The organism is Halomicrobium katesii DSM 19301 (genome assembly GCF_000379085.1).
Lineage (GTDB): Archaea > Halobacteriota > Halobacteria > Halobacteriales > Haloarculaceae > Halomicrobium > Halomicrobium katesii.
In genome coordinates, this window is record NZ_KB905378.1 from 141,510 (window position 1) to 167,167 (window position 25,658).

Annotated in this window: 25 protein-coding genes and 1 pseudogene; 13 read left to right on the plus strand and 13 right to left on the minus strand. The window is 65.0% G+C overall.

Translation table 11 applies throughout. From position 1 onward, the window contains the following. Positions 1–125: 125 nt before the first annotated feature. A complete protein-coding gene (gene icd, locus HALKA_RS0100715) occupies positions 126–1,403 on the minus strand; it encodes an NADP-dependent isocitrate dehydrogenase (protein ID WP_018256190.1) in 1,278 nt (425 codons plus the stop codon). A gap of 127 nt (positions 1,404–1,530) precedes the next feature. Between icd and HALKA_RS0100720 the strand changes: the two genes are divergently transcribed. Further along, a complete protein-coding gene (locus tag HALKA_RS0100720; protein ID WP_018256191.1) occupies positions 1,531–2,376 on the plus strand; it encodes an isoaspartyl peptidase/L-asparaginase in 846 nt (281 codons plus the stop codon). A 9-nt stretch (positions 2,377–2,385) separates the two neighbouring features. On the opposite strand, the gene HALKA_RS0100725 is transcribed toward HALKA_RS0100720, so the two are convergent. After that, a complete protein-coding gene (locus HALKA_RS0100725) occupies positions 2,386–2,610 on the minus strand; it encodes a hypothetical protein (protein WP_018256192.1) in 225 nt (74 codons plus the stop codon). A 59-nt stretch (positions 2,611–2,669) separates the two neighbouring features. On the opposite strand from HALKA_RS0100725, the gene map reads away from it, so the two are divergent. Further along, on the plus strand, positions 2,670–3,566 hold the full coding sequence (map, locus tag HALKA_RS0100730; protein ID WP_018256193.1) for a type II methionyl aminopeptidase: 897 nt from the start codon (positions 2,670–2,672) through the stop codon (positions 3,564–3,566). 175 nt (positions 3,567–3,741) lie between these two features. Here the strand turns inward: map and HALKA_RS0100735 are convergent, their stop codons facing one another. After that, positions 3,742–3,939 carry a DUF7835 family putative zinc beta-ribbon protein gene (locus HALKA_RS0100735; protein ID WP_018256194.1) on the minus strand — a complete coding sequence of 66 codons (198 nt, stop codon included), beginning with the start codon at positions 3,937–3,939 and terminating at the stop codon, positions 3,742–3,744. A 159-nt stretch (positions 3,940–4,098) separates the two neighbouring features. Between HALKA_RS0100735 and HALKA_RS0100740 the strand changes: the two genes are divergently transcribed. Both HALKA_RS0100740 and HALKA_RS20660 read left to right on the plus strand, forming a co-directional pair. Then, positions 4,099–5,046, plus strand: coding sequence for an IS1595 family transposase (locus HALKA_RS0100740; RefSeq protein WP_018256195.1), 948 nt, complete (start codon positions 4,099–4,101; stop codon positions 5,044–5,046). 407 nt (positions 5,047–5,453) lie between these two features. Beyond that, positions 5,454–5,636 carry a hypothetical protein gene (locus HALKA_RS20660; protein WP_155119343.1) on the plus strand — a complete coding sequence of 61 codons (183 nt, stop codon included), beginning with the start codon at positions 5,454–5,456 and terminating at the stop codon, positions 5,634–5,636. Between the two features lie 127 nt (positions 5,637–5,763). On the opposite strand, the gene HALKA_RS0100745 is transcribed toward HALKA_RS20660, so the two are convergent. Together HALKA_RS0100745 and lonB are read right to left on the minus strand one after the other, a co-directional pair. After that, positions 5,764–6,576, minus strand: a complete 813-nt coding sequence (locus HALKA_RS0100745; protein WP_018256196.1) for a CPBP family intramembrane glutamic endopeptidase — start codon at positions 6,574–6,576, stop codon at positions 5,764–5,766. 4 nt (positions 6,577–6,580) lie between these two features. Continuing rightward, positions 6,581–8,662: an ATP-dependent protease LonB gene (lonB, locus tag HALKA_RS0100750; RefSeq protein WP_018256197.1), complete on the minus strand. Its 2,082-nt coding sequence runs from the start codon at positions 8,660–8,662 to the stop codon at positions 6,581–6,583. A 158-nt stretch (positions 8,663–8,820) separates the two neighbouring features. Here lonB and HALKA_RS0100755 point away from each other — a divergent pair, with 158 nt between their 5' ends. The 3 genes from HALKA_RS0100755 (at position 8,821) to HALKA_RS0100765 (ending at position 12,845) form a co-directional block, all read left to right on the plus strand. Then, positions 8,821–9,369 (plus strand): nicotinamide-nucleotide adenylyltransferase, encoded by a 549-nt coding sequence (locus HALKA_RS0100755; protein WP_018256198.1) that lies wholly within the window; start codon positions 8,821–8,823, stop codon positions 9,367–9,369. Then, entirely contained in the window at positions 9,369–10,133 is a 765-nt protein-coding gene (locus HALKA_RS0100760; RefSeq protein ID WP_018256199.1) for an SAM hydrolase/SAM-dependent halogenase family protein, read from the plus strand. Before HALKA_RS0100755 ends, HALKA_RS0100760 begins: the two co-directional genes overlap by 1 nt. 288 nt (positions 10,134–10,421) lie before the next feature. Beyond that, positions 10,422–12,845 carry a DUF5059 domain-containing protein gene (locus HALKA_RS0100765; RefSeq protein ID WP_018256200.1) on the plus strand — a complete coding sequence of 808 codons (2,424 nt, stop codon included), beginning with the start codon at positions 10,422–10,424 and terminating at the stop codon, positions 12,843–12,845. Between the two features lie 227 nt (positions 12,846–13,072). Here the strand turns inward: HALKA_RS0100765 and thsA are convergent, their stop codons facing one another. Continuing rightward, positions 13,073–14,635 carry a thermosome subunit alpha gene (gene thsA / locus HALKA_RS0100770; protein WP_018256201.1) on the minus strand — a complete coding sequence of 521 codons (1,563 nt, stop codon included), beginning with the start codon at positions 14,633–14,635 and terminating at the stop codon, positions 13,073–13,075. A 162-nt stretch (positions 14,636–14,797) separates the two neighbouring features. Here thsA and HALKA_RS0100775 point away from each other — a divergent pair, with 162 nt between their 5' ends. Further along, positions 14,798–15,607, plus strand: coding sequence for an amidohydrolase family protein (locus HALKA_RS0100775; RefSeq protein ID WP_018256202.1), 810 nt, complete (start codon positions 14,798–14,800; stop codon positions 15,605–15,607). Positions 15,608–15,633: 26 nt separating this feature from the next. Here the strand turns inward: HALKA_RS0100775 and HALKA_RS0100780 are convergent, their stop codons facing one another. Next, the gene (locus HALKA_RS0100780) at positions 15,634–16,554 is read right to left on the minus strand and encodes a glycosyltransferase family 2 protein (protein WP_018256203.1); all 921 of its coding nucleotides are present in this window, start codon (positions 16,552–16,554) and stop codon (positions 15,634–15,636) included. 83 nt (positions 16,555–16,637) lie between these two features. Beyond that, a complete protein-coding gene (locus HALKA_RS0100785) occupies positions 16,638–17,342 on the minus strand; it encodes a class I SAM-dependent methyltransferase (protein WP_018256204.1) in 705 nt (234 codons plus the stop codon). A gap of 217 nt (positions 17,343–17,559) precedes the next feature. Here HALKA_RS0100785 and HALKA_RS0100790 point away from each other — a divergent pair, with 217 nt between their 5' ends. Then, positions 17,560–17,829, plus strand: coding sequence for a helix-turn-helix domain-containing protein (locus tag HALKA_RS0100790; protein ID WP_018256205.1), 270 nt, complete (start codon positions 17,560–17,562; stop codon positions 17,827–17,829). Between the two features lie 98 nt (positions 17,830–17,927). Here the strand turns inward: HALKA_RS0100790 and HALKA_RS0100795 are convergent, their stop codons facing one another. Continuing rightward, entirely contained in the window at positions 17,928–18,593 is a 666-nt protein-coding gene (locus HALKA_RS0100795; protein WP_044956458.1) for a hypothetical protein, read from the minus strand. A gap of 1,174 nt (positions 18,594–19,767) precedes the next feature. Here HALKA_RS0100795 and HALKA_RS20665 point away from each other — a divergent pair. From HALKA_RS20665 to HALKA_RS0100805, 3 genes and pseudogenes are all read left to right on the plus strand, one after another. Beyond that, positions 19,768–19,949: pseudogene (locus HALKA_RS20665) on the plus strand (hypothetical protein); the annotation flags it as partial. Between the two features lie 181 nt (positions 19,950–20,130). Continuing rightward, positions 20,131–20,913, plus strand: a complete 783-nt coding sequence (locus HALKA_RS0100800; protein ID WP_026190101.1) for an MBL fold metallo-hydrolase — start codon at positions 20,131–20,133, stop codon at positions 20,911–20,913. Between the two features lie 36 nt (positions 20,914–20,949). Further along, positions 20,950–21,642: a YkgJ family cysteine cluster protein gene (locus HALKA_RS0100805; protein WP_018256208.1), complete on the plus strand. Its 693-nt coding sequence runs from the start codon at positions 20,950–20,952 to the stop codon at positions 21,640–21,642. On the opposite strand, the gene HALKA_RS0100810 is transcribed toward HALKA_RS0100805, so the two are convergent. Next, positions 21,639–22,049: a TRAM domain-containing protein gene (locus HALKA_RS0100810; protein WP_018256209.1), complete on the minus strand. Its 411-nt coding sequence runs from the start codon at positions 22,047–22,049 to the stop codon at positions 21,639–21,641. The two genes, HALKA_RS0100805 and HALKA_RS0100810, sit on opposite strands and share 4 nt — an antisense overlap. Before the next feature lie 149 nt (positions 22,050–22,198). Here HALKA_RS0100810 and HALKA_RS0100815 point away from each other — a divergent pair, with 149 nt between their 5' ends. Next, positions 22,199–22,606, plus strand: a complete 408-nt coding sequence (locus HALKA_RS0100815) for a hypothetical protein (RefSeq protein WP_018256210.1) — start codon at positions 22,199–22,201, stop codon at positions 22,604–22,606. Positions 22,607–22,659: 53 nt separating this feature from the next. On the opposite strand, the gene HALKA_RS0100820 is transcribed toward HALKA_RS0100815, so the two are convergent. The 3 genes from HALKA_RS0100820 to HALKA_RS0100830 are packed head-to-tail and all read right to left on the minus strand — an operon-like array spanning position 22,660 to position 25,560. Continuing rightward, complete coding sequence (locus HALKA_RS0100820) at positions 22,660–23,574, minus strand: M48 family metallopeptidase (RefSeq protein ID WP_018256211.1); 915 nt, start codon at positions 23,572–23,574, stop codon at positions 22,660–22,662. A 49-nt stretch (positions 23,575–23,623) separates the two neighbouring features. Then, on the minus strand, positions 23,624–24,859 hold the full coding sequence (locus HALKA_RS0100825; RefSeq protein ID WP_018256212.1) for an ABC transporter permease: 1,236 nt from the start codon (positions 24,857–24,859) through the stop codon (positions 23,624–23,626). After that, on the minus strand, positions 24,859–25,560 hold the full coding sequence (locus tag HALKA_RS0100830) for an ABC transporter ATP-binding protein (protein ID WP_018256213.1): 702 nt from the start codon (positions 25,558–25,560) through the stop codon (positions 24,859–24,861). Before HALKA_RS0100830 ends, HALKA_RS0100825 begins: the two co-directional genes overlap by 1 nt. Positions 25,561–25,658: the final 98 nt, after the last annotated feature.

Sequence of the window (25,658 nt, forward strand, 5' to 3'; positions counted from 1 at the left end):
AGCGGGCGGAAGCCACCCGTTCACGGCTGGCAGGGTGTCAAGCCGCGCGAGTCAGGCGACTCGCTTACGCGAGCTTCTCGATGTCGTCAGAACGCAGGACGTTCTGACTGCCCGAAAAACTGGCCTTAGGCCAACTTTTCGATGTTTTCGACGATGGAGTCCGAGTACTCCTCGGTGCCGAGCTTCTCGGCGTCTTCGAGCTGGCGTTCGAGGTCGTAGGTGACCGTGCCCGAGGAGATCGTCTCCTCGACGGCGTCGCGAACGAGGTCGGCTGCGTCCTTCCAGCCCATGTAGTCGAACATCAGACGGCCCGAGAGGATCATCGCGGTCGGGTTGGCCATGTTCTGGCCGGCGCGCTTCGGGGCCGAGCCGTGGACGGGCTCTGCGAGCACGCGGGCGTCACCGAAGTTCGCACCGGGTGCGATGCCGAGGCCGCCGATCTGTGCGCCGGCGGCGTCCGAGAGGTAGTCGCCGTTGAGGTTCGGCATGGCGAGAACGCTGAACTCGTCGGTCCGGAGCTGCATCCACTGGAGCATCGCGTCGGCGAGTCGGGACTCGACCATGACGGCGTCCTCGGGGATGTCGATCTCGTCCTGGGTCTCCCAGAGGGAGTCGGGTGCCGCGAAGACCTCCTCGTCGGGGTACTCCTCGTCGGCGACTTCCATACCCCACTCGGTGAACTGGCCCTCGGTGAACTTCATGATGTTGCCCTTGCCGACGAGCGTGACCTTGTCGCGGTCGTGCTCGATGGCGTAGTCGATGGCCTTGCGGACCAGCCGCTTGGAACCGAACTCGGTGATCGGCTTGATGCCGATGCCGATCGGGCCGTCGTGCATCACGTCGTCGAAGCCCATGTCCTCCTCGACGAACTCTCGGACCTGCTCGACCTCTTCGGTGCCGGCCTCCCACTCGATGCCGGCGTAGACGTCTTCCGTGTTCTCACGGAAGGTGACCATGTCCATCTCCTCGGGCGCTTTCATCGGCGACGGGACGCCGTCGAGGTAGTAGGTCGGTCGGACGTTCGAGTAGAAGTCCAGCGTCTGGCGCAGCGCGACGTTGAGCGAGCGGAAGCCAGATCCGACGGGGGTCGTCAGCGGCCCCTTGATGGCGACGCGGTGCTCGTCGATCGCGTTGACGGTGTCGTCGGGCATGTTCTCGTCGTACTTCTCCCGTGCGGACTCACCGGCGAAGACGCGCATCCACGAAATCTCGCGGCCTGTGGCGTTCGCGGCGGCCTCCAGCACCTTCTGGGCGGCCGGTCCCACGTCCTTCCCGATGCCGTCCCCGTGGATGATGGGGACGATCGGATTCTCCGGAATGTCGAGCTCGTCGTTGTCCTCGTCGACGACCTCGATCTTCTCGCCTTCGGCAGGCACCTCGACCTTGTCGTAATCGTAGCTCATACCCGGCCAATCGAAAGTCGCGCCTAAAGGAGTGCCGCTTTCCGCGAGGGCGTGGTAACAGGGAACACAGGCCCTCTCCGCTTCGTTCGCCCGGTCGCTTTTGGCCGTGGCGGCGCTCGACTCCCATATGGATCTGATCGTCCACGGCGGCGCTGGATCGGCCCCCGACGAACCCACGGCCCGGCAGGCGGTCCTCGACGACGCCGCTCGTGCGGGTAGCGACGCCGCGTCGCCACTCGACGCGGTCCGGGACGCGGTCGCCGTCCTGGAGTCGAACCCCCGCTTCAACGCTGGCGTCGGAAGCACCGTCCAGAGCGACGGCGTCGTCCGGACGGACGCGAGCGTGATGACCGACGACGGTCTCGCCGGGGCCGCCTGCGCGATGCCCGGTGTCGAACACGCCGTCGACGTGGCGCGAGCGGTCGCGACGGAGACGCCCCACGTCTTGCTGGCCGGCGACCGCGCCGTCGAGTTCGCGGCGACGGTCGGCGTCGAGACGGACGGAGACCTGTGGACGGAGCGCACGCGAGAGCGCTGGCGGGCGGCCGATCCGCCGGGCGGAGACGCTGCCGAGCAACTGGCGTGGGTCCGCGAGCGGTTCGGTGCGAGCCACGACACGGTCGGTGCGGTCGCGACCGACGGTGATCGAGTGGCGGCCGCGACCTCGACGGGCGGCCGGTGGTTCGCGCTGGCCGGCCGCGTCGGCGACGTGCCACAGCTCGGGGCCGGTGTCTACGCCGACGAGCGAGGGGCCGCGAGCGCTACCGGCGAGGGAGAGGCGATCGCTCGGTTCGGACTCGCGAAAGAGGCCGTTCGGGCGCTCGATCGACACGGCCCGAGCCAGGCCGCTCAGACGGCCGTGGACGCCTTCGCGGACGCGACCGGCGGCCGAGCGGGCGTGATCGTCCTCGACCACGCCGGCCGCGTCGGTGCGGCCGAAAACACCGACGCGATGCAGACGGCCACGCGGTAGGGCGGGTCGCTACTCGTCCCAGGGGTCGAGCTTGTTGTCGTACTGCGGTTCGCTGTCGAAGCGCTCGACGACGGCGAGCAACCCGGTCACGACGGCCACGCCCGCGGCGGCGCTCGCGAAGACGACGACGCCCGACCAGAGATCGCGGGTCACGATGACAGCGGCCGTCGCCAGGAGCACGAGCCCCCACAGGAGCGTGCTGGCGTAGATCGGTCCCTCACGGTTGGTAGCCATTACACCCCTATTCACGTACAACGGCAAACCCTTTGCCCCACAGTTCCGAACCCACACCCATGACAGACGTGGACCTGGCCGCCGAGAAGTACGAGAAACACCGCGAGGCCGGAGAGATCCTGGCACAGGTACGCAACGAGGCCGCCGATCGACTCGAAGTGGGGACCGGCTACCTCGAAATTTCCGAGTGGGCCGAAGACCGGATCCGGGAACTGGGCGGCGAGCCCGCCTTCCCGGTCAACGTCAGCGTCGACCACGAGGCCGCCCACGGGGCCGCTGGACCGGACGACGACCGCACCGTCGGCGAGCAGATGGTGAAACTGGACATCGGCGTCCACATCGACGGGTGGCTGGCAGACACGGCCGTCACGGTCGATCTCTCGGGCAACGACGAGCTGAAGACCGCCGCCGACGAGGCGCTCGCCGCTGCACTGGAGACCATCGAGGCCGGCGTCGAGACCGGCGAAGTCGGGGCCGCCATCGAGGACGCTATCGACGGGTACGGCTACAATCCCGTCGTCAACCTCACGGGCCACGGGCTGGGCCACTGGGAGCAACACACCGAGCCGAACGTCCCCAACCGGTCGATTCCCGGCGGTGCGACCCTGGAGGCTGGACAGGTCGTCGCGATCGAGCCGTTCGCCACGACCGGGACGGGGAAGGTCAACGAAGGTGCGGCCGAAGAGATCTACTCGCTGGAACGGGAGGGGTCGGTCCGCAACCGCGAGGCCCGACAGGCGCTCGACCAGATCACCGAGGAGTTCAAAACCCTGCCGTTCGCGGCCCGGTGGCTCGACGTCTCCCGTCCGGGGATGGCGCTCCGTCGCCTGAAACAGCAGGATATCGTTCACGGCTACCCGGTCCTCCAGGAAGCCGAGGGCGAACTCGTCAGCCAGAGAGAACACACCATCATCGTCACCGAAGACGGCTGTGAAGTGACGACGCGGCTCGACTGACGCGCTCTCGGTGGACCGCAGTCGAGTGCGCTGGCGCTCGACGGTGAGCGCTCAAAAGGCGGCGCGGGTGGTGGGTGGTGCCGGGATGTCCGTTGCGTACGGATTCTCGTCGCCGTTTTCCCGGTCGACCGCACGTCGGCGTGCGATCGATCCGGTGCAGACCGACACTACTCCGTCAGGCGTTGTTCATTCGCGTCTCTGTCGTGGTGCCACAGACTCGACACTCACTGACGCGATACGGTTCCCGCGAGAACGCCGCGTTCTTCGATTTGGTGCTTTCGGTCAGTATCTGGACGGAGACGTCGTGTGGCGTCGTTCGTTCACACGTCGAGCACGGCTCCGACATGTGGGTGTCGGTGTCTGTGACTGCCATCCCGATTCGACTAACGGGAGAGATAGTCATAAAAACCTCCAACGGTTCGGGCCTGTTTAGACCGTTCGCTCTTGCTCAAGCTAGCGAAAAGACTCCGTTGTATGGAAAGCATCCCGTCTCCTGCTATCAGCTGTGACCAAACAACCAGCATTCGGCGGGATGCTTCAGCAACTTGTATCGCTTGGCGCTTTGGAGTTTCGGCCCGAGCCGCTCGACGCCATCGTCGAGCGGCGTCTCAAGACCATCTGGGAACAGGCACCCTGTCCTGATTGTGGCGCGACAACCATCCGAACCTACGACGATCTCGACCGTATCTGGTGCCGTGGCTGCGGCTTCATGAGTACCTACACGNTCGGTACACCGTTCTACGACGCGGAACTCGCCCCCGGCGAGTTCCTCGTCGCCTTCGTCCTCTACGCTGATTCGTTGCTCAGTATCAATCAAATTGCTTCCCTACTTGATCGGGCGTACAATACGATTCACTCGGCGATTCGTGACGTGGAAGCCGCGTTCCAGCGCGGCTTCCCCGTCGTCTGGGATCGCATCGATCACACTCTCGACGGGCCAACGCAGGTCGATGAAACCCAGCAGGTCTGCTCTGGGTACAAGGGACGCGACCCACCGCGGGACGGTCTGTCCCGCGGCGGGTCGCCAGAGGGCGGTCGCACACGCTGGAGCGGTGAGCAGGGTGATGAACTGACGCTCGTCGCGGCCTGCCGCGACGTGCTTCGCGTGGTTTCTGCTGAGGAAGGAACGAAGTTCAAGGACGAACTCAAGCCAGTGATCGAAGAAGCTGAAGACCTCTCCCAGCGACTGGGAGAGGTCTGGACGGATGAGTACCCGCCGTATCAACAGATGGAGCACGACCACAGAACGGTGGTTCACGACGAAGCATACGTCTCAGATGCGGGTGTTCACACCAACCAAGCTGAGTGTCTCTGGTCGTTGTTGCAACCGTGGATCGAGAAATTCCGCGGCCTGTCCAAGCAGGGCTTGGAACAGGCCGCTCGTACCTACGGCTTCCTGCGGTCATTGAATCTCGCTGGCGCACCAATCCACGGACTCGTTGACTGCTTCGCTGCCGATATTTTTCGCCAGTCTGCGTAAGAGCGAATTGGCAATTTGATTCGCTTGAGTCATAATGGCTGAAAAAGTCTTGAGTTTGGACCGAATCTGATTTTTCACCCGGCGAGAATTCGCCAGTTAAATCATTTGCTTTGAGTTTAAAGCCCGCATGCTCAGCGAGAGCATACGCTTCCTCAAAGTTTTGGTTAGCAACCGCCGTCTGGATTTGACTCCGAATATGCTTTTTATGTCTCCCACGACTCCCTTGTCCCGAGACAGTTGCGCTAATGAATGGTACTGATAGGGCGGTACCTGCGGTCTTTAGAATCGATCTTCGATCCATATTGCAGATTGCCATTCGTATAGACATGTATTAAATGTATGTAATTAGGATACAATTCCTATAGTATACCACAAAATATTTATGTATGTTGATAATTACTTTAGGTATGGATGAAATCAAAGGATACCTATCAATTATAACAATTCTCCTCGGAATTCAGACACTCAACGCGGTTTCTGATAACACGAGCAGTCTTTTTACTGAAGTTGGAGCAGCCCTCTCCATCTTAGTGATACTTCTTGTCCCAATTTTCCTCCTCGGAAAAGCAGTCTACTCGAAATTGCGATAATATAATCTTCTGATGAATTTAAGTATGTAGTAACAAAATGGCTCGTCGCGCGGCGATACCCCGACGAGCCGTTAGCCCCACAGGGGTACAGGGTCGTCGAGCGAGAGACCGAGCTCTCGTTCGGAAGTTAGCCGGTGAGCGTCTCGATCGTCAGCCGGTCGTAGCCCAGCCCCTCGTGGACAGCGAGCTCCAGGGCGTTGACGAGGTAGTGGGCGACAACGACCACGAGCAGGCTGTCGGTGAGGACGAACCCGGCCGCCAGCGCCAGTCCGAGTCCACCGGTGACGAGCATGCCGACCTTGCCCTGTGCGCCGTGGGCGGCACCGAAGACGACCGATGAGACGACTGCGAGCAGCCACGGCGAGACGGGGAAGCCCGTGGCCAGCACACCGATCGCGGCCCCCCGGAAGACGACCTCCTCGACGACGGCGACGGTCGGCAGCGCGACGCCGAGCAGCAGCACCCATCCACCCAGTGAGTCGGGGGCGAGCAGTTCGCGGACGGCCTCGTCGTAGCCCGCACCGGTCGCGTCGGCGACGGCACCCGCGGCTTCGTTGGCCAGCCAGAGGGCGACGCCGAAGCCGATCCCGACGGCGACGCCGGGGAGCCCACGGGCGAGCGCGGTCTCGGGGATCCCGAGCGCCCACGGCGGGATCGAGAAGTACAGCGCAGCCCCGACGACGACCGCGCCGAACAGCCCCTGGGTCACGACGACGTTGGCGAGCAAGGCTCCGGGCGACAGCCGCGCTCGCGGGTCCGCCACCGGCCGCTCGAAGCGCGGCACGACCGGGTCGGTCGGTCGCGGATCGCGTGGCGAGGGCTCCCTAAAGCGGACGGGGGCGTCCTCGCCACTCAGGGCCGACTGGGACGCTCTCGCGAGTGCGAGAAGCAAGAACAGAGAGACGGCGAGCAGGCCGGCGAAGGCGGCCCACCGCGCCACGGTTCTACTGCGGGCTGGGTGAGCCGCTGCCCTGGCCCACTTCGCGTTCGAGCGCTTTGCCGGTGATGGACTTGAGCCGGTCGACCAGCGAGTCCTTCTCGGGCTCGCCGGCCAGGGCCACTTCCAGCACCTCGGAGATGTGCGAGACCGGGACGATCTCGATCATCTCCTCGTACTCCTCTTCGATCATCACGTCCTGGGTGTTTGCCTCGGGGATGATGACCGTATCGAGCCCGGACTTGGCCGCGGCCTCGATCTTGTGGGTCACGCCGCCGACGGGCAACACGTCGCCCCGCACCGACAGCGAGCCGGTCATCGCGAGGTTCTGCTCGATCGGGACGTCCTCCAGCGCGGAGATGACCGCCGTCGCGACCGTGATCGAGGCGGAGTCGCCGTCGACACCGCCCTCGCCGGCCTGGACGAACTGGATGTGAACGTCCTTTTCGGAGATGTCCTCGTCCGAGAACTTCTTGATGATCGCCGAGACGTTCTGGACCGCCTCCTCGGCCATCTCCTTGAGCTGGCCGGTGGCGATCACCTGACCGGGACCCTGCGAGGGCGTGACCTCCGCCATGACCGGGAGGACGATCCCGCTGTCCTCGCCCATCACGGCCAGACCGTTGACGCGGCCGACCACGTCGCCCTCGTTGACGGTCAGTTCGTAGTCCTTGCGGCGTTCGATGTAGTCGTCTGCGAGCTGTTGCTCGATGGAGCGACTCCGGCCTTTCGCTTCGAGCACGTCTTCGCGCGTGGTCACGTCGGCGTCTTCCGCACGCGCGATGTCGCCAGCGACGCGGACGAGGCCGCCGAGTTCTCGCAGTTTGAGGGTGAGGTGATCCTTGCGGCCCGCACGACGCTGTGCCTCAAGGATGATCTCCTCGACGGCCTCGCGGTCGAAGTGCGGCAGTCGTCCGTCGTTTTCGACCTCCTGTGCGATAAATCGCGTGAGCTTGCGGCGCATCTCTGGGGTGTCCTCGATGGTGTCGTCCATGTACACCTCGTAGCCGTACCCCTTGATCCGCGAGCGCAGGGCGGGGTGCATGTTCTCCATCGCGTCGAGGTTCCCCGCCGCGATCATGATGAAGTCACAGGGGACCGGTTCGGTCTGGACCATCGCGCCCGAGGAGCGCTCGGACTGGCCCGTGATCGAGAACTCGCCCTCCTGAATCGCGGTCATCAGCTTCTGCTGGCTGCGGATGTCCAGCGTGTTCATCTCGTCGATGTAGAGGACGCCCTTGTTGGCCTTGTGGATCGCGCCGGCCTCGACGCGGTCGTGGCTGGGCGTCTCCATCCCACCGGACTGGAACGGGTCGTGGCGAACGTCGCCCAGCAGCGCACCGGCGTGGGCACCGGTCGCGTCCTCGAAGGGCGCGGTGGTCTGGTTCGCGCGGTTGACCAGCAGGTTCGGGATCATCGAGTCGTTGCCACGCGAGCCATAGCGGAAGGCCAGGTAGATGACACCGGCCGCGAGGATCCCCAGCAGGACCGACCCCTGGATGATCAGCGCGTAGCCGATGATGATGGCGATGATGATCCACATCAGGAAGGTCCGCATCTGGTTGCGCTTGCGGGCCTCCTCCTTGTGGGCGTCGACGATCTGCTCGCCCTTCCCGGCGGGGACGGTCCGAACCTTCGGCTCGTTTCCGTCGTCCGGGTTGTGGTAGACCAGAACGTCCTGTAGTTCCTCTTTCGGGAGCAGTTGGCTCATCGCTTTGGCCAGCATCGACTTGCCCGTCCCGGGCGAGCCGATCATCATCACGTGACGGCGCTGTTTGGCTGCCTTTTTGATGACGTCACGGGCGTGGTCCTGCCCGATGACCTGATCGACGAGTCGGTCGGGGACTTCGATGTCGCTGGTCGACTCGATGCCGAGCCCACCGAGGAGCCCGTCTTCGTCGTCGAGGGACGCGCCGCTCTCGACTTCGACCTCACTGCCGAGGTTGTCGAGGCCGCCACTTTCGGCCCCGCCACCCTCTTCAGTGTCACCAGCGTCGTCGGCTGCGCTGGGGTCGTCGTCTTCGGGCGGCGTCCCGGTCACCTCCCGCTCGTCGTCGGGAGTGTCGTCGATCTCGGTATTGTCGCTCATACAAACGTTGCTAACACCAGATTGGAGGGACTGTCTACTGATATACTTTCTCCCCGCGACCGTGCTTGCCACACGAGTGGAACCGCAAGAGGGGAGCCGATTGTTGAGCAGAGAGACCACTCGTCGGGTTTATCATTTCCGACACCCAGAGATGGGGTATGCGGGGTTTCTACATCGGGCGATTCCAGCCGTACCACAACGGCCACCACACGGTCGTCGAGGAGATCGCGACCGAGGTCGACGAGCTCGTCCTGGGAATCGGAAGCGCGGGCGATTCGCATACGGACCACGATCCGTTCACTGCCGGCGAGCGAATCATGATGATCACGCGCGCGGTCCGCGAGTTCGAGCGCGCGAACGACCTGGTCACGTACGTGGTCCCCATCGAGGACCTGAACCGCAACTCGGTGTGGGTGAGCCACGTCCAGAGCATGTCGCCGACATTCGACGTGGCCTACTCCAACAACCCGCTGGTGATCCAGCTGTTCGAGGAGGCGGGCATCGAGGTCCGACAGTCGAAGATGTTCGACCGAGAACGGCTGGAAGGCAGCGACATCCGGGAGGCGATGATCGAGGGGGACGCGTGGCGCGAACGCGTCCCCGACGCCGTCGTCGAGACGATCGAAGAGGTACACGGCGTCCAGCGGATCCGGACCGTCGCCAAAGACGACGTGGTCGAACGCTGGGAAGTCGGTGACGGGGAGTGATGATCACGCTCAGTAGCGACTTCGGTTCGCCGTACCCCGCGGCGATGAAGGGCGTCATCCTCCGGGACAGCGACGCGCGCATCGTCGACGTGAGCCACGAGTTCCCGCGACAGGACGTGCCCGGCGCGGCGTTCTGGCTCCGGGAGGTGCTGCCGTACTTCCCGCCGGCAGTCCACTGTGTCGTGGTCGATCCCGGCGTCGGGACAGACCGGGCGGCGATCGTCGTTCGGGTCGGCGACCACGCGATCGTCGCGCCGGACAACGGCGTCGCGCTCCCGGCCGCCAGGGCGATCGCGGACGACGGCGACGTGATCGAGGTCTTCGAAATCGAGACCGACGAGCCGGCGAGTGCGACCTTCCACGGCCGAGACGTGTTCGCGCCGATGGCGGCCGCCGTCCACGAGATCGGTGTCGACTCCCTCCACGAGGTCGCGGATCTCGTCCGGGCCGACGGCTACGAAGAGCTCGCTTTCCCGGAGCCGACCGTGAGTCAGACCGGTGCCAGCGGCGCGGTGCTCGTCGTCGACGGTTTCGGGAACGCGATCACGAACGTCCCCGGCGACGCGATCGATGACCGATTCGGCCAGCAGGTCCGGATCAACGGCGAGCCCGCACCGGTCAGACGGACGTACGCGACGGTGGACCCGGGCCAGCGACTCGTCACCGTCGGCAGCCACGGCAACGTCGAGCTCGCGGTGAATCGCGGGCGCGGAGACGAGGCCTTCCGCGTCGGCGCTGGCGATCGGGTGGAGCTGTCGTACTAGTTTTAGGCGCTCCGAAAAACCGACAGGCTTATTACTTTTAGGCTGTCCTAAACAAATGCGTGGGTCGCCGACGGTCGTGATCGTTCCCTGGTTCCGGGAACACACTCCGTGGAGGCCGTCGAGCCCCACCGTGTCAGGTCCCAGTTGCATCGTCGGCCACCGTGGCCATACCCTGGCGGCTGTGGGCATCGCTGCCGCCACCGTCTGTCCCTCTATCCACCACCCTCAGTTTTTAGGCTCGCCAAAAATTCGACGGTCTTATGTACTTTAGGCGTGCCAAAACTACGTATGCAACACAGAAGAGACGTGCTCGCGAGTCTCGGCGTCGCACTGTCGACTGCACTTGCCGGCTGTTCGGAAGACACCGACGGCGAGACCGTCAACGAGAGCAGCGACGAAGCGACCGAGACGGACCGGACACAGTCGAGTGGCCCCGAACTCGCGGCTTCGGCCCAGCTCAACGTCTACCGCGCCCGGCTCTTCGACGCCGTCGCGCTCGGTCGTGCCGGCCAGACTGCCGCGGGAGCGTCCGTCGCCCAGTCGATCTTCCAGCGGTTCGAGAACGCGACCGGGGAGTACGGCGCTCACGAGACGCTGGAACGGACCAGCGAGTCGGCCTACGAGGGATTCGAGAGCGCGCTCGGGGAGCTCCGGTCGACGCTCGAAGACGGCGACACCGACGCCGCCGCCGAGGCGGCGACGACGGCCAGCGACCAGCTTCAGATCGCCCAGCAGGCCCTGATCGGCGACGACGCCACGCGCGCCCTCGACGCGCTCCTCCTCGGGAGCCGCGCCGCCAACGCCCGCGTACTGGGGGAGGCTGGTCACTTCGAGGCGGCGGCGACCGTGGCCACCGAAACGACCGAGCGGTTCGAAGACACGCTGGTCTACGGCGCACTCGAAAGCGCCGACGAGAGTGCCTACGAGGACTTCGAGTCCGGGCTGGCGTCGATCCGGCACGCCGCCGGCGAGGGGGACGCCGAGGGCGTGACCGACGCCGTCGCCGCGGCCCAGTCGGCGGCGGTGGCGGGTGCCTACGCGCTGGGAACCGAGTCGGTTGCCGGGACCGGTCACCTCGCAGCGATGCAGTCAGTGGGGTACGACGCCGCGGCACTCGCCGGTCTCGGCGGCCCGAGCGAGGCGCTGGCCCACGCGACGACGCTGACCACCTACCGGGCGCGGATCCGGGACGCGGCGTGGCTGGCCGACGCCGACGAGGGGGCGACGGCGGGCACGGTCGTCGGGAACGTCTTCGCGGACTTCGAGGGCGCGCGTGCCCACGAGGCGCTGGAAGAGGCCGACCACGAGGCCTACGAGGGGTTCGAGAGCGGCCTGGAGTCGCTCCAGTCGGCCGTCGAGAACGGCGAAGGCGTCGACGACGCCCTCGCCACGGTGGACGAACACCTCCGGACCGGCGTCGCGACGCTGGCCGGCGACCACGCCCCGGTCCTGCAGGCCGGCTTCTTCCGGGCGCGTCTCGCCGACGCACGCGAACGCTACGAGCGAGGTGCGCCCTCGGTCGCCGCGTCGATCACCCGGGAGCTGTTCGAGCGGTTCGAGGCCGACGAGCTCGGGTTCCACGAGACGCTCGAAGAGGCCAGCGAGGAGCTCTACCACCGCTTCGAGGAGGAGCACCTGGCCGGCCTGATCGAGGCCTACGAGAGCGACGACAGCGAGGCGGTCACCACCCACCACGAGGGCGCGCTCGACGCGCTCCTGGAGTTCGAGGCCACCACCGGGGACAGCGCCGCGAGCGCGGCCGAGACCGCGTACTTCGTCGCTCGCGGATTCGACAGCGCTACCGTCGCCACGCTGGGCGACAGCGAGCGCGCGGCGACGATTCCACGGGCCGCCTTCGAGCACTTCGAGAGCGGTGCAGCGGGCTACCACGAGGCACTGGAACACGCCGACCACGAGACCTACGAGACGTTCGAGTCCGATCTGGGCGCGATCCGGTCGACCGCGGAGTCGGGCGGCGACGTGCGCAGTGCCGTCCAGACGTTCGTGAGCACCGCGATCGACGGCGTCTACGCCATCGTCGGCGCTGCCGGCGGCTCGAACGGCGCGGCCGCTGCCGCCATCGTACAGGACGTGTACGCCACCTTCGAGGAGGCCCGCGTCCACGAGGCGCTGGAAGAAGCCGACCACGAGGCCTACGAAGGATTCGAGGCGGCGCTGGAAGCGTACGCGGACGGACTGGACGGCGAGGGCGACGTGCCCGTCGGTCGCCTCGCAGACGCGACGCTGCGCGCTCAGTTCGCCGTCGCGGGTGCGCTCGACGACGCTCCCGTCGGCCAGGACGGCGAGGGGAGCGCCGAGACGGAAGAGACCGAATCGTCGCTGGAAGGGGGCCCGAACGTCGTCGACGGCGTCCCGGACGACGCCGACCACGTCGTCTCGATGCAAGCAGTGGCCTTCGAGCCGGCCGAGTTGACCGTCTCGGTCGGCGATACGGTCGCCTTCGAGCACGTCGCCGGTGAAGCCCACAACGTGGTGGCCCGAGAGGAAGCGCTCCCGGCGGACGCGAGCTACTGGGCCTCCGGCGACTTCGACTCCGAGACGGCCGCAGTCGAGGGATGGGATAACGGACAGGGTGCCGTCCAGTCGGGTCAGTCCTACGTCCACACCTTCGAGACGGCCGGCGAACACCCCTACTACTGTGTCCCACACGAGATGGCGGGCATGGAAGGCACGATCGTCGTCGAAGAGTAACGCCGCACCCTGTTTTTAGCTGAATTGAGGCGCTAAGCCCCCTTCCTCAGCGAGCGCCGACCGAACAGGAGGCGCAAGCAGGGAGGGGATACAGCGCCGCACAGTTCTCATACACAATTCGCCACACGGCGACGGTGCGGTCTGTGTGGCGGGCGGCTCGATTCGTGGGACAGCCGTCGCTACTCCGGCAGTCGAAAAAAGTCGAAGGTGGTCGTCGACGGGCGTCGTTACGCGTCCGAGGAGATGACGTCGTCGATCCGGGCGATCATCGTCGCGGCCTCGGTCGCGCTCTCGACGGCCTCGCGCTTGACCGCGGCGGGGTCGATGACGCCGTAGTCGATCGGGTCGTCGATGACGCCGGTCTGGCCCTCGCTGATGATGCCCGCGATGCCCTCACTCTCGTGTTCGGCGCGCAGGTCGACCAGCGCGTCGATCGGGTCCATGCCCGTGTTCTCCGCGAGCGTGCGCGGGATCACGTCGACGGCGTCGGCGAAGGACTCGACGGCGAGTTGCTTGCGGCCCTCGATGGACGCGGCCTCGCTCCGGATGTGGTCCGCGATGGCGATCTCGGTCGCACCGGCACCGGGGACGACGCCGCCCTTGTCGAGTGCGGCGACGACCACGTCGAGCGCGTCGTTGAGCGCGCGTTCGAGTTCGTCCGTGACGTGGTCGGTCCCGCCGCGGGCGAAGATCGTCACCGTCTCGGAGCTGGCACCGCCCTGCACGAAGGCCAGTTCCTCGTCGCCGTACTTCTGGACGCTCACGTCCTTGGCCTCGCCGAGGTCGTCGGCCTCCAGCGTGTCGACGGAGCCGACGCGGCTCGCGCCGGTGGTGTGGGTCACGTCCTGGAGTTCGTCGCTGTCGACGCCGTCGAAGGCGACGATCCCCTCTTTGGAGAGCTGTGCGCCGACGCGGTCGTCGACGTCACCGGAGACGAACACGACGTCTGCGCCGACCGCTGCGATGGCCTCGGCGTAGCTCGACAGCTCTTCCTCTTCGGCCTCGATGGCGGCGTTGAGCTGGTCGACGCTGGAGACGTTGTACTCGGCGTCGATGTTGCTCTCCTGGACTTCGAGGTCGGCGTCGATCACGGCGATGGTCGCGTCGGCGACCGAGCTCGGCATGTTGCCGTGGACCGGCTCCTCCTCGATGATGATCCCCTCGACGAGCTCCGTCGCAGAGGAGGACGCGCCGGCCTGGCTCCGAATCGCGATCTGGTCACGCGTCGAGCCGGGGCCGTCGGTCGCCTGTCGGACGGCGGCGACGACGGTCTCGGCGAGTGCGCCGGCCTCCACGTCGCCGGTGCCCTTCCCCGTCATGGAGGACTCGGCGACGCTGGTCAGCGTCTCGTCGTCGATGTCGACGTCCAGCACTTCGGCGTCGATGGCTGCCTGGGCGAGCTGTGCCGCCTCGTGGTAGCCTTCGACGATCGTCGTCGGGTGGACGTCGTCTTCGAGCAGGTCCTCGGCCTGTGTCAGGAGCTGACCGGCCAGGACGGAGGCCGTCGTGGTGCCGTCACCGACCTCCTCTTCCTGGGTCTCGGCGACTTCGACGATCATCTGGGCCGCGGGATGCTCGATGTCCATCTCGTCGAGAATCGTCGCACCGTCGTTGGTGATGACGACATCGCCCGAGTCCGAGACGAGCATCTTGTCCATGCCACGGGGGCCGAGTGTCGTCCGTACGGACTCGGTGACTGCCTTCCCGGCGGCGATATTCGAACTCTGTGCGTCGTCTCCTTGCGTACGCTGGGCGTCCTCGTCGAGAATGAAGAGAGGCTGGCCACCCATGCGTCGCTGGCCGGACTGTGACATTGTTGTATACCTCACTTATGTGTCGTTAGCGGTTCTATATAAAACCATCGGTAAGAAGAGAGCCTCCGGGGACGCTCGCCGCCGCCCGATCGGCCGGACCGTCAACGCTTTACTACCCGAACCCGCCACGTTAGTGCAATGCTGGAGCTGGAGCACGGGTTCCGGGTCGTCGACGTACACGCGCGATTGGAGCCCGAGGCGTCGCGCCGTCCGCGGGAGGGGATGGGCGAGCCCGAACGGCTGGAACGCGAGATGCACCAGGCCGGTGTCGTCCGTGCCGTCGCGTACTCCGACTACCGCGAGCGCGGATATCTGAAGGCGAACAACGCCGTGGCCCGGATGACCGTCGGCCGTCCGATGGTCGCGTTCGCACGCGTCGACGGCGCTCGCGATCCCGGCGACGGGGCCGGCTCCCGGCTCAGGAACATCACGGCCTCGCGCGAGGAGTACCACACCTCGCCCGAAGACATCGAGCAGTACGCCTACGACGACCGATTCGTCGGGTTCAAGCTCCACCCCGCCAGAGACGGCCTCCCCGACGAGGCCGTCCTCGAAGCACTCGCCGCCGTCGACAAGCCGATCCTGGTGCACGGCGGCGAGGCGTTCCCGCCGAGCGCCGTCGAAGAGCACTTCCTGCAGTACGATCTGCCGGTGATCGTCGGCCACTTCGGCGCACACCCGCTGCGGCGCGATCTGATGCACGAGTCGATCGACCTCCTCGAAGCGTACGACCAGTGCTACCTCGAAACGAGCGCGGTCCGGTACCGAGACCCCCTGGAGCGAGCGATCATGGAACACCCGGATCGAGTCTGCTTCGGCAGCGGTGCGCCCAACGTCCACCCGAACGTCGCCGTCATGGAGATTCTGACCCTCGACGTGCCCGAAGACGCGATGAAGAAAGTCTTCTCGAACAACCCCGTTCGCGTCATCGAAGAACTCGCACCGTAGCGCCGGGAGCCGCCGGCCGATGTCGGTTAGGCCGTCGGGCCGTCGTCGCGGTCGTCGTACACCTCGACGGCGCGGTCTCTGCGTGCGGACCGACCGTTCGGATTGCGCCGCGGCGGGGCGTCGTGACGACGGGCCGTGACGCCGTCTTTCCCTCCGAGGGCGGTCCCGCGAAGGACGCGCCGGCCGGTCCCGAGCCACTGTGAGGGGTCGGTCTCCCCGCTGATCACGTCCAGCAGCGAGTCGACGGCGTCGCGACCGGCGTGGGCGACGACGCGCCGCGCGACGGTCGGGCGGACGCCGTAGTTTTTCACCAGCCGATAGGTCAGCGACCGGTACTTGGCGTGCCAGTCTTTCTGTCGGATCCCGCCGTCGGCCTCGAACTCGCTGCGGACGCACATCGCGCTCTCCCAGGTCACCTCGTGGTCGCTCTCTGCCAGTCGGTGGGCCAGATCGCGGCTCCCGCCGATGTCGAGGTACTCGTCGAAGCCGTCCAGTTCGTCCAGCACGCGGCTGGCGAACGCGACATTGCCGGGGTTGAAGTAGGTCACGTCACGCCCCGCGATCGTCCGCTCTTCGGGGGCCTCCGTCGTCATCCCGGCCGGGAGCTTGCGGTGTGTGGGTCCGGTGACGACGGCGGCGTCGGCCAGCGCGTCGGTCACCGCGTCGAGCCACCCGTCCTCGACCGAGAACGAACGGTCGAGCAGCGCAACGGCGTCTCCGGTCGCACGGTCGATACCCGCGTTACGCGCCGTGTTGATCGTCCGGTCGGCGATCTCGACGAGCACCTCGACGTCGTCGCGCGCTCGGACCATCCCCGTGGTTCCGTCGGCCGACGGCCCGTTGACCACGATGGTCTCGACGTCGGGGACGTGAGCCGTCAGGGTGTCGAGACACCGTGACAGCTCTTCCCGACCGTTGAGTGTCGGGACGACCACGGAGAGATTCATGGGCCAACCACGACGCTCGAAGGTCTTAAAGATCACCGAAATACGGCCGGTATTTCGGAATATCCGTCCGAAAAGGGACGGAATTAAACTCGCGTGTCCCAGTAGGAGACCGACGCGACCTTGTCGCCGACGGGACTCGCGCCGACGACCTCGTCGATCGAGCGGAAGCCGGACGCGAGGTCGTTCGGGATCTTCCGGTAGAAGCCGTAGGGGAGGACGAAGTCGTGTGCTTCGCCGGCCAGTTCGAGTCCCGCACCGTCGAGGAGGCGGTCGACTTCCCACCGAGAGTAGAGGCGCGATCCCATCGGGAGCGCCCAGTTGTACAGCGATCGCAGCGAGAAGCGATTGAACGTGTCGAAAAAGACCTGGTGCTTGGAGACCCGGCGCATCTCCGCGAGGAAGGAGGCCGGCGTGTCCGCCAGGTGGAAAAAGCGCATTGCGACGACGGTGTCGAAGTGGTCGTCGGGGAAGGGCAGTCGAGCGGCGTCGCCACGCATGAACTCCACGTGGTCGTCGACGCCGGCCGATTTCGCCTTCTCGCGGCCCTGTGAGAGCATCGGACCGGAGATGTCCAGGCCGACGATGTCGGCACCGCGATCGGCAAGCATCGCGGTGAAGCGCCCGGTTCCACAGGCTACTTCGAGCACGGACTTGTCGTCGACCGGACCGATGGCGTCGAGGACCGCTTCCTTCTCGCGACGGTCGATGAGTTGTCCGCCACGAGAGAAGCGCTTCGAGTCGTACTCCTCGGCGACATCGTCGGTCTGGTACCACTCCTGCCCTTTCACGGTATCGGGTGATGGCTACCCGGGGATAAAACGGTGCTGTTTCACTGTAGTACACCATCGGACGGACGGATCGGCCACAGACAGCGGGCAGTTCTGGCGGCGGCCAGCGTGGCACGCGTCAAAAAATATAAGGAGTCATTATACACACTGTAGACTTCCTATTGTATGGTCATACATATAGCCAAGTTTTACGAGTACCCTCGGGGGAGTAGCGTGTATGAGCACGATTCAGGAGGAGACGAAGCCTGCGGCGTTCACCCAGACGGAGTTTCGCGAGCAGCTCCGCGAACTCCCGCCGAGCGCGAAGCTCGTCGCGAAGGTCCTGGAGACCGACGCGCCGCTGTCCCAGGGGCAACTGGCCGAGGCGTCGCTGTTGCCCGACCGGACGGTCCGCTACGCGTTGAACCGACTCGAAGAGTGTGATCTGGTCGACTCCCGGTACAGCTTCAACGACGCTCGCAAGCAGGTCTACTTCCTCACCAACTGATTTCGTACGGTTTCTTGTAGTTCAGGGTGTCATAGAACGGCTGGCATGCCGATCTTCTAACCACCCGAATCGTTCAGTGCAGCGGATAGACTGAACGCTCAGTACAGGCTTCGAAAGCGCCAGCCAGAACGAGCGACGAGTCCGATCCCAAGGAGAAAGAGCAGCGCTCTGACGATAGCGAGTCCCCCATCTGCTGTCCAGTGGTCCCCTATTCCCTCGTATCCCATGCGCTGATAGTAATGTCCGTCCTGTTCGATAACCTCGTACCGTTCGAATGCCGCGATCCGCTCGCCGTAGACAGTAATCGACCCTGTTTCGATCGCCTCTCGGACCGCTGTCGGCCGTTCATCTGCAGGAATTGCGAGCTGTGCAATTGCTTCCATTGCGCTCGCTTCGGTAAGTGTGAGGATAGTCGTGCCATTTCTGACGTTCTGTTCCGGGAGATAGGTACCGTTTGCCGTTTGGACAACGGAGTACCACCGTGGGCCATCATCACGTACCGAAACAGGCGATTCTATGGCCCCGTCTTCGAGAATCCGACTCTCTAACGCACAGAGACGATCACCCGGGCAATCCAAGACTCTCTCCGAGAGGCCGAGCGCCTGCTGTGCTACGGTTTCGTTTTCTATCTCGGATATGCTATGCGTTACCTTCGGCTCTCCCCCACCGCCCGGATAGAAATAAAATGGGTTAAATATCAATCCGATCCCGAGAACGCCAATAGCTAAAGCGGCCCCAAACTGACAATAGGATGGTGTATCCATTTGGATTATAGTATCGAGAACAACCTATAGTTCCGTTGATGTTCAATATGCACACTGACTGAGCAGGCAATTCATTCTGTACAGTCTGAAATCAGCTACCTTGTGAACTGTTTTTATGATATCCTGATAGGCCAGCAAAAAATTCTCCCGCCTCACGTTTCACGCTTAACTAAACACAACCTTGTCAGCTCTGATTGAACGAACAGCCAATTGTTAGGATGGCTAGACACCGAAAGACTCGCTTCGCTCGTCTTCTAAAAGCGTATCCCTGGGTGAGGACTTTCGCTGCTCCACTATACCCTCCCTCAAGTTCACATCTGAATAAAGACTTGCTCACCAAAAAACATATATAATTGTCACTCAGTAGCAAAGTTGTGTCTCAGAACAATAATTACAAACAGGATCCTGGTTTGGCGATAGGTATTACGATAGGAGTTGCTTCAGCCCTGCTCGGGGGTTTAATTTCTATAATTTTAGTATCCTCCTTTTTTGACTCTGGAGGATATCTAGTCAACTTCTTTGTGACGGCATTGTGTATGCTATCTGCCACAGGGTTCGGCTTGAAATTTGTTGGATATAATATGGATAATTAATATAGTACTCTATAAAGGCGATGTGTAGATTATAATTTTAAGATTTTACAACTATATAGTTGCTTTGGTATTCAATTATAAGAGGTTATTAATTCCCCACCAGATAATCTCTTGCTCAGTTTGTATTGGATCTCCAAACAGTGCCTGACTGACTTCAGGATAGTTATCCATGTGAGCAGGGTAATATCCTAGGGTAGCAGCATGATTTGTACGGTCATCATAACGGCCACTACCCATCAGCTCTGATCCAGGGAGACAGGCGGAATCATTGCAGAAATCCCTATCTAATGTAGAGAAGGTTAGACATCTTGAATCCTTATATTTATCCCACAGTATGGAAGCAACCGCACCAACAACACTCCCTGATAGTTCACCAATAAGGCCGAGCGGGAGCGAACCAGCACCACCTGATGAGACAGCACTAGCAGCGATCCTTGCAGCCGCACCTAGTACTCCACCGACAATAGTCCCAAACACTACCTTACCAACCAAATCATGTACTAGATCTGTCTATTCGATTGTCACTCCGAAGTTGTACTGTTTGTTGACATTCCAAATATCTGAATTGCAACTATCTTCTTCCTGAAGAGTTGATGCGTGGCTTTCTCCTTGCTACTACCACGACATCTGCGAGATTCGTCCAGTTGAGCGGGAGCTTCAGAATACGGTTGTCTGGCTGAGTTGTGGGTTCGATCGACCGCCGTCGAGAGACGCGGTCGATCGTTTTCTCACTGACCTCGAACACGCCGTTGACGATGTCTTCGGCTCGTCGTCGCAATCACCAACTACGAACGCGGAGACAATCCGGGAAGCCGATCATCACGGTGTGAGAACAGTTCTATGACACCCTCGTAGTTGCTTACCGGTGATCGTCTACTCCGTGGCGACGATCACCGGTAAATCGCTACAATAATCCGTATCCGTATCCGTCGCTCCTCCCTGGGGTGGGTATGGAGCGGATCAGCGTCCCCGTCGCGACGCGCGCGCCGAGCGGACAGACGAACGCGTACGTCCTCGGCTGCGACCGCGCGGCCGTGATCGACCCGTGTGCTCGCCACGAACGCGTAGACGACGCGCTGGCGTCGCGCTCGCTTGCTCACGTTCTCGTCACGCACCACCACCCGGACCACGTCGGCGGCGTCGCCGACTACGCGGCCGAACACGACGCCACGGTGTGGGCGCGTCGGGGCCGTGAGGCGGCCTTCGAGGCCGCGACCGGCGTCACACCGAACCGAACGTTCTCTGAGGGGACGGAAATTCCCGTCGACGACGGCCAGTTGCGAGTCGTCGAGACGCCGGGCCACGCGCCCGAACACGTCGCCTTCGCGACCGACGACGGGCTCGTCTGTGGCGATCTGGCCGCGGCCACCGGCAGCGTCGCCGTCGGGGCACCGGAGGGAGAGATGCGAGCCTACTGTTGCTCGCTGCAGCGCATGATCGCTCGCGCTCCCGACCAGCTGTTTCCCGGTCACGGCCCCGTCGTCGACGACGCGAGCGAGACCTGCCGCCGCCTCCTCGCACACCGGCTCGATCGCGAACGCCGGGTCGAAGCGGCCGTCGTCGGGGGCGGCGAGACGCTGCCGGCGATCACCGACGCGGCCTACGACAAGGACGTCGAGAACGTGCGAGATCTCGCCGAGGCGACCGTCGCCGCCCACCTCGAAAAGCTCGCCGTCGAGGGGCGAGTCGCGTGGGACGGCGAGCGCGCACGGCCACCGTCGGCGTGACGCGGTCCTTTTGTCCGACCGGCCCGAACGGCGCGTGTGACGCTTGCATCGGACCTCGAACGGGCGCGAGAGCTCGACGTGGGCGAGCTGGCCGACGCGATCGAGTCGATCGGCTTCGAGTGTACTCGCTGCGGAGAGTGCTGTACGGCGACGGAGCCCGCGGTCGACCCCGCCGACGAGGCAGACGCCGCCGAGAGCGCGGAGAACGAACCTCACACGGCGACGATCTTTCCCGACGAGATCCGCCAGCTACGAGACGACGGCAGAGACTTTCGCGACATCGCTCGACCGATGCCCTACGGGCTCTCGGAGACCGCAGACGGCGTCGAGGGCGAGACCTTCGAGTGGGCGCTCCAGACCGACAGCTGTGGCGACTGCACGTTCTACGCCGAAGAAGACGGCGTCGGGGCCTGTACGGTCCACGAGGACCGGCCGCTGATCTGCCAGACGTACCCGTTCTCGGTGGCGCTCGACAACACCGTCCAGCCGATGGGCGAGGCCGTCGACGAGGCGGGACTCGTCCGCGCCCACGAGTGTGAAGGGCTCGGCCGCGACATCGAGCGCGAAGACGCCGAGGAACTGGCCGCGACGCTCAAAGAGCGGGCGATCCGCGAACTGGAAGAGGCGATCGCAGTGAGAGACAGCTACGAGCCGGTCGAGCGCGCGGACGGCGAGGTGGTCGTCTACGACTCAGAAGGAGCGAAACGGCCCGACGGCACGCCCCGCTAGACGGTCTCGTCGATGATCTCGCCGACGGCGAAGTTCGACTTGACTTCGCTGACTTCGACCTTGACGCGCTCGCCGATCTCAGCGCCGGGGACGATGATCACGTAGCCGCGTTCGACGCGGGCGATACCGTCGCCTTGCTTGCCGATGTCTTCGATCTCCACGTAGCGGATCTCGCCCGGTTCGACCGGGGGCTGGGGCTCCGAAGACGGCGTCTGGGACGGCTGTGGCGACGGAGAGTCGCTCTCCTCGCTCGCTTCGTCGGCCCGGATCAGCGCGACGCGATACGTCTCACCCGGATCGACGGATCCGGTGTCGACCTCCCGCTGTGGGACCTCCACGGTGTAGCGGTCGCCCTCGTCAGTGATCTCCGCACTAAACAGACACAGTAGTTTCTCCGAGATTTCCAAGGCTGTAGACCTCCGCTTTTCGTATGTACATCCATTAATAAAGTATTTGCCGTCGGTCTCGGGAGAGACGCCCCTCGCTCGCACCGCACGTCGGGGCGTCGGGAGGAACTATTACATACGATGGCTCGGTAACTACAGCTGTAATACCCATGTCTCGCATCACGAAGGCGGTCTCGCTGCTCGGGACGCTCGTCGCGATCGCGACCGTGTTTACGCCCGCGGTGTACGCGGTCAGTCACACACAGGCGCTGGCGAACGTGTTGCTGGGCCAGTTCGCCGCGATGACGATCGGCTACACGGCGTACCGCATCGCGTCCGGAAAGCGGCCGACGCTCCGACCGGCGCTGATCGGCCTGCTCTGCGGGCTCGGAATCGCGATCTCGCCCGTGGTGCTCGTCCCGGTCACCGGTTTCACGACGGTGACGATGTTCGGTGGCGGCTTCGTCGCCGCGATCGGTCTCTACGGCGTCGTCGCGAGCCAGCTCGGCGAAGACGAGGAGCGGATTCCGGACCTGTCGGCAGAGCGCGGTCCCGACGAGAGCCCGAAAGCGGCCTGATACCGTCCCCGCCCCCGGAACGACTCCTCTGGACGCAGTGACGGCCGGCGGTGTCAGGCGTCCCGAAGCGCGTCGAGATCGACGCCGTACCGTGCGAACCGCCGACTCAACGGCGGATGTGTCGCGGTGACCCGTGCGACCAGCCCGCGCCCCTCGCCGGTCGCGGGAGCCGCGAGCGTCCCGTCCGCTCCCGAAACCTCGGTGCGGGCGGTCGTGACGCCCAGGAGCCCCCGGCAGAACGCGTTCGCGCCGACGATCGCGACCGCACGGTCGTCGGCCTGTCGCTCTTCGAGACGCCGTCCCAGCGCGATCAGGGCGAGCGGGACCAGTACCACGCCGAGACTCCCAGCGAGGTAGTACAGCTGTGGGAGTGCGCTACGTCGGAAGACACCAGTCCCGACGTAGACGGCGAGTCCGACGAGCGACAGCGCGGGACCGAGGTGCTGCCCGGCCACGACCCAAAACACCGCGGCTCCGACGACGTGTGCGACCGGGTCTCGGCTGTCGAGCCAGTCGATGTGGCCGCCGTCGAGGTGCGCGAGTTCGTGCCCGATCACACCCCGGAGCGCCTCCCGGTCGAGGTCGTCGACGATCCGTTCCGAGAGGAGCAAGACCGGCCCGTCCGCACCCTGGAGGACGGTGACGCCGGGCTCGGGCGACGACTCGACGACGACGCGAGGCGTCGAAACGTCCACTCGATCGGCCACGTCGGTCACCAGCTCGCGGAGGCGTCGGTCGGCGGGTCGTCCCGTCTGCGCTGCGGTGTCGAGGATCCTGCGACGGGTGAGCCTGCCGACGGCGCGCTCCAGCCCGACGCTGCCAGCGACCAGCGCCGCGACGGCGACCGGCTGGAGACCAGTGAGCCAGCAGGCCGTCACGGCGGCGAGGAGACACGCGACCAGCGCGCCGTCGACGAGACGGCCGGCAGTCTCGGTTCCGAGGGCATCGGTCAGGATCCTCTGGACCATCGAACGCCGGAGCGTAGGGCTCCCGCGAGCAAATACGTGCGGGTCGAGATCACTCGTATCGGAGGGCGTCGATCGGATCGACGCGGGCGGCCCGCCACGCGGGATACAGCCCCGCGGCGACGCCGACCAGCACGCCGACCAGCACGGCCAGCGCCGACCAGACGGGTGCGAACGCGAAGCCCACCTCGGCGTAGCGGGTCGCGCCCCAGGCGACCGCGAGCCCAAGCGGGAGTCCGAGCAACGCGCCGCCGGCACCCAGCAGCGTCGCCTCCAGCAAGAACAGCTCCATCACGTCGCGGTTGCGCGCGCCGACGGCCTTCATGATCCCGATCTCGCGGGTGCGCTCGGTGACGCTGACCAGCATGATATTGGCGATACCGATCGCGCCCACCACCAGCGCGATAACCGCGATCCCCGTGACGAAGCGCGTGATCTGGTCGATCACGTCGCTGATCTGCTCGGCGAAGTCGCCGCTGGTCCGGGCGACCAGTTCGACGCCGTCGGGCGCGAGCTGGCGGGCGTCGGACCGCTCCTGTAAGTACGTCTCGACCGCGTCGGTGACGGCCAGCGTCGAAGCCGGATCGGAGATCACGGTCGCCTGCGGGTACGCGCGCAGCCGAGCGTTCGCGTTCGGACTCTCGACGACGCTCTCGTAGAAGGGATCGGCGGGGACGTAGAGCCCCGGCTGCGGGCCGAAGTTGCCCACCGGCAACTCACCGGCGGTCCCGTTGACGATGCCGACGACCGTCAGCGTCCACGTCTCGTCGGCGCGGTCGACCGTGATCTCGTCGCCGACGGTGACGTTCTCCTCGAAGGTGGCCTCGGCCGCGGCGCGGTTGAGCACCGTCTCGTTCGCACCGCGCTCGAAGCTCCGCCCGGCGACCAGCGTCTCGTCGGTGACGGCCTCGGGCGTCGTCGCCGTCGCCTGCTGGAGCGCCACCGTGTCCCCGCGGTGGGTCACCGCGTTGATCGGGATCGTCCCGCGGGGAACGACGGCCTCGACGCCGTCGATCTCGGCGAGCCGGTCGAGGTCGTACTCGGTGAACACCGGCTGGAGCGCCTGCTGGAACCCCTCCTCGTCGGCGGGCTGGCCGAGCACGTAGACGTTGTTCGCGCCCGAGTCGGCGATCCCGCCGACGACCTCGGCCTGGACGCTCGCGCCGAAAGTCGCGAAGGTGACGACCGAGGCGATACCGATGACGACGCCGATCACCGTCAGCGTCGAGCGCAGCTTGTGCGAGCGGATCGAGCGGGCCGCGATCGTGAACGACTCGCGCGGGTCCATCAGTCGCTCAGCTCCTCGATCCGTTCGATCGCGCCGTCTCTGACGTGGACGATGCGCTCGGCGTGGGCCGCGATGCGGCGCTCGTGTGTCACCAGCAGGACCGTGTTGCCGGCCGCGTGGAGGTCGTCGAGCAGGCTCATGATCCGCTCGCCCGTCTCGGTGTCGACGTTGCCGGTCGGTTCGTCGGCCAGGATCAGCTCCGGGTCCGGTGCCAGCGCGCGGGCGATCGCGACCCGCTGGCGCTGGCCGCCGCTGAGCTCGGTCGGCCGGTGGTCCAGTCGCTCGCCCAGTCCCACGTCGGCAAGCAGGTCGCGGGCGCGCTCGCGGCGTTCGGTGCGTCCCCAGCCGTCGAACACGAGCGGCATGGCGACGTTCTCGACGGCGGTCAGCCGGGGCATCAGATTGAACGTCTGGAAGACGAACCCGACGCGACTGCCCCGGATGGCAGCCCGCTCGCCCTCCGTGGCGGCCGAGAGGTCCCGCCCGCCGACGGTGACCGTTCCCTCGGTGGCGGTGTCCAGCCCGCCGACGAGATTCAACAGGGTACTCTTGCCCGAGCCGCTCGGCCCCATCACGGCGGTGTAAGAGCCACGAGGCAGCGAGAGGGAGACGCCGGCGAGCGCCTCCACGACGCCGCCCAGATCGTACGTCTTGCGCACCTCGGACAGCGTGACCACGTCGTCCGCGTCAGCCTGAGCCATTCGTCCTCGCTAGGGCCGGGAGACCTATCAGCGTTGTCCGAACCTCTCGGATATCGGACAGCAGGAACACACTTTACAGTCCAGCCCTAACCCCGAGC

What these genes read in the sequence shown, in the direction of transcription:
- icd (WP_018256190.1), bottom strand. Translation starts at nt 1,403, where the DNA reads ATGAGCTACGATTACGACAAGGTCGAGGTGCCTGCCGAAGGCGAGAAG.
- HALKA_RS0100720 (WP_018256191.1), top strand. Translation starts at nt 1,531, where the DNA reads ATGGATCTGATCGTCCACGGCGGCGCTGGATCGGCCCCCGACGAACCC.
- HALKA_RS0100725 (WP_018256192.1), bottom strand. Translation starts at nt 2,610, where the DNA reads ATGGCTACCAACCGTGAGGGACCGATCTACGCCAGCACGCTCCTGTGG.
- map (WP_018256193.1), top strand. Translation starts at nt 2,670, where the DNA reads ATGACAGACGTGGACCTGGCCGCCGAGAAGTACGAGAAACACCGCGAG.
- HALKA_RS0100735 (WP_018256194.1), bottom strand. Translation starts at nt 3,939, where the DNA reads ATGGCAGTCACAGACACCGACACCCACATGTCGGAGCCGTGCTCGACG.
- HALKA_RS20660 (WP_155119343.1), top strand. Translation starts at nt 5,454, where the DNA reads ATGGATGAAATCAAAGGATACCTATCAATTATAACAATTCTCCTCGGA.
- lonB (WP_018256197.1), bottom strand. Translation starts at nt 8,662, where the DNA reads ATGAGCGACAATACCGAGATCGACGACACTCCCGACGACGAGCGGGAG.
- HALKA_RS0100755 (WP_018256198.1), top strand. Translation starts at nt 8,821, where the DNA reads ATGCGGGGTTTCTACATCGGGCGATTCCAGCCGTACCACAACGGCCAC.
- HALKA_RS0100760 (WP_018256199.1), top strand. Translation starts at nt 9,369, where the DNA reads ATGATCACGCTCAGTAGCGACTTCGGTTCGCCGTACCCCGCGGCGATG.
- HALKA_RS0100765 (WP_018256200.1), top strand. Translation starts at nt 10,422, where the DNA reads ATGCAACACAGAAGAGACGTGCTCGCGAGTCTCGGCGTCGCACTGTCG.
- thsA (WP_018256201.1), bottom strand. Translation starts at nt 14,635, where the DNA reads ATGGGTGGCCAGCCTCTCTTCATTCTCGACGAGGACGCCCAGCGTACG.
- HALKA_RS0100775 (WP_018256202.1), top strand. Translation starts at nt 14,798, where the DNA reads ATGCTGGAGCTGGAGCACGGGTTCCGGGTCGTCGACGTACACGCGCGA.
- HALKA_RS0100780 (WP_018256203.1), bottom strand. Translation starts at nt 16,554, where the DNA reads ATGAATCTCTCCGTGGTCGTCCCGACACTCAACGGTCGGGAAGAGCTG.
- HALKA_RS0100790 (WP_018256205.1), top strand. Translation starts at nt 17,560, where the DNA reads ATGAGCACGATTCAGGAGGAGACGAAGCCTGCGGCGTTCACCCAGACG.
- HALKA_RS0100795 (WP_044956458.1), bottom strand. Translation starts at nt 18,593, where the DNA reads ATGGATACACCATCCTATTGTCAGTTTGGGGCCGCTTTAGCTATTGGC.
- HALKA_RS0100815 (WP_018256210.1), top strand. Translation starts at nt 22,199, where the DNA reads ATGTCTCGCATCACGAAGGCGGTCTCGCTGCTCGGGACGCTCGTCGCG.
- HALKA_RS0100820 (WP_018256211.1), bottom strand. Translation starts at nt 23,574, where the DNA reads ATGGTCCAGAGGATCCTGACCGATGCCCTCGGAACCGAGACTGCCGGC.
- HALKA_RS0100825 (WP_018256212.1), bottom strand. Translation starts at nt 24,859, where the DNA reads ATGGACCCGCGCGAGTCGTTCACGATCGCGGCCCGCTCGATCCGCTCG.
- HALKA_RS0100830 (WP_018256213.1), bottom strand. Translation starts at nt 25,560, where the DNA reads ATGGCTCAGGCTGACGCGGACGACGTGGTCACGCTGTCCGAGGTGCGC.